The organism is Lunatibacter salilacus, from assembly GCF_009797935.1.
GTDB classification, from domain to species: Bacteria; Bacteroidota; Bacteroidia; order Cytophagales; family Cyclobacteriaceae; genus Lunatibacter; species Lunatibacter salilacus.
The window spans coordinates 1-2149 of record NZ_VOLC01000043.1; the positions used below are offsets into that span (position 1 = coordinate 1).

Consider the following 2149-nt stretch of genomic DNA (forward strand, 5'->3'; position numbering starts at 1 on the left):
CATTGTCCTGTACCGTTTCGATATTGACTTGCAATACTCCTTCCGCGGAAGTCGCACGGGCTGTCTCGGCTAAAATGTCTGTGGTTAACGTAGTTTCGGCGGCAATTGCTCTGTCCGTTTCAGCGGAAAGTTCTTCGGATAGTGTAGATTCGGCATCAATTGCACGGGCTGTTTCGGCTTCAAGGTCTGCCGCCAGTTTTTCTTCGGCCGCAATGGCACGGGCAACCTCGTCGGCAAGGGCTCCGCTGCCTTCCGCCGCTGATGCGTTGACAAAGGTTCGCACCGCAAGTTCGGTCGGGAACTTGGTGTTGGTGGCGTCAGAAAGGGTGATGTCGGTGGACTTGTTGGCGGAATCCTCCTTGAGGGCGATGGCAGTTTCAGCGGCCGTTTTGTTGGCGTCCACATTGTCCTGTACCGTTTCGATATTGACTTGCAATACTCCTTCCGCGGAAGTCGCACGGGCTGTCTCGGCTAAAAGATCCGTGGTTAACGTAGTTTCGGCAGCAATTGCTCTGTCCGTTTCAGCGGAAAGATCTTCGGATAGTGTAGATTCGGCATCAATTGCCCGGGTTGTTTCGGCTTCCAGGTCCAGGGCCAGCTTTTCCTCGGCCGCAGTTGCACGGGCAACTTCGTCGGCAAGGGCTCCGCTGCCTTCCGCCGCTGATGCGTTGACGAAGGTTCTCACTGCCAGTTCTGTCGGGAACCTGGTGTTCGTCGCGTCCGAAAGGGTTATATCGGTGGACTTGTTGGCACCATCCTCTTTTAGGGCGATGGCAGTTTCAGCGGCCGTTTTGTTGGCGTCCACATTGTCCTGTACCGTTTCGATATTGACTTGCAATACTCCTTCCGCGGAAGTCGCTCGGGCTGTCTCGGCTAAAAGATCTGTGGTTAAGATGCTTTCGGCATCAATTGCACGGGCTGTTTCGGCAATAAGATCGGCGTTTAGCTTATCCTCGGCGGAAGTTGCCCGGATTGTTTCGGATAAAAGATCTGTGGTTAAGATGTTTTCCGCATCCATTGCCCGGGTAGTTTCAGCAGTAAGATCAGCGTTTAGTTTATCCTCAGCGGAAGTTGCTCGGATTGTTTCAGCGGCAAGATTAGTGGTTAACGTGGTTTCGGCACCAATTGCTCGGGCTGTTTCAGCTTCCAGGTCCATGGCCAGCTTTTCTTCGGCCGCCGAGGCACGGGCAACCTCACCGGCAAGGGCTCCGCTGCCTTCCGCCGCTGATGCGTTGACGAAGGTTCTCACTGCCAGTTCTGTCGGGAACCTGGTGTTCGTGGCGTCCGAAAGGGTTATATCGGTGGACTTGTTGGCACCATCCTCCTTTAGGGCGATGGCAGTTTCCGCGGCCGTTTTGTTGGCGTCAATATTGTCCTGCACCGTACCGATATTGTCCTGCAAAACTCCTTCCGCGGAAGTCGCACGGGCTGTCTCGGCTAAAAGATCTGTGGTTAACGTAGTTTCGGAAGCAATTGCCCGGGCTGTTTCGGCAGAAAGATCTGCGTTTAGCTTGTCCTCTGCGGAAGTCGCACGGGCTGTCTCGGCTAAAATGTCTGTGGTTAACGTAGTTTCGGCGGCAATTGCTCTGTCCGTTTCAGCGGAAAGTTCTTCGGATAGTGTAGATTCGGCATCAATTGCACGGGCTGTTTCGACTTCAAGGTCTGCCGCCAGTTTTTCTTCGGCCGCAATGGCACGGGCAACTTCGTCGGCAAGGGCTCCGCTGCCTTCCGCCGCTGATGCGTTGACGTAGGTTTTTACCGCAAGTTCGGTCGGGAACTTGGTGTTGGTGGCGTCAGAAAGGGTGATGTCGGTGGACTTGTTGGCGGAATCCTCCTTTAGGGCGATGGCTGTTTCCGCGGCCGTTTTGTTGGCGTCCACATTGCCCTGCACCGTACCGATATTGTCCTGCAAAACTCCTTCCGCGGCAGTCGCACGGGCTGTCTCGGCTAAAAGATCCGTGGTTAACGTAGTTTCGGCGGCAATTGCTCTGTCCGTTTCAGCGGAAAGTTCTTCGGATAGTGTAGATTCGGCATCAATTGCACGGGCTGTTTCGGCTTCAAGGTCTGCCGCCAGTTTTTCTTCGGCCGCAATGGCACGGGCAACCTCGTCGGCAAGGGCTCCGCTGCCTTCCGCCGCTGATGCGTTGAC

1 protein-coding gene is annotated in these 2149 nt (G+C 55.0%); it reads right to left on the reverse strand.

Translation table 11 applies throughout. From position 1 onward, the window contains the following. On the reverse strand, positions 1–2149 hold a 2149-nt coding region (locus tag FQ608_RS27035), incomplete at both ends, for a coiled-coil domain-containing protein (RefSeq protein ID WP_199856489.1).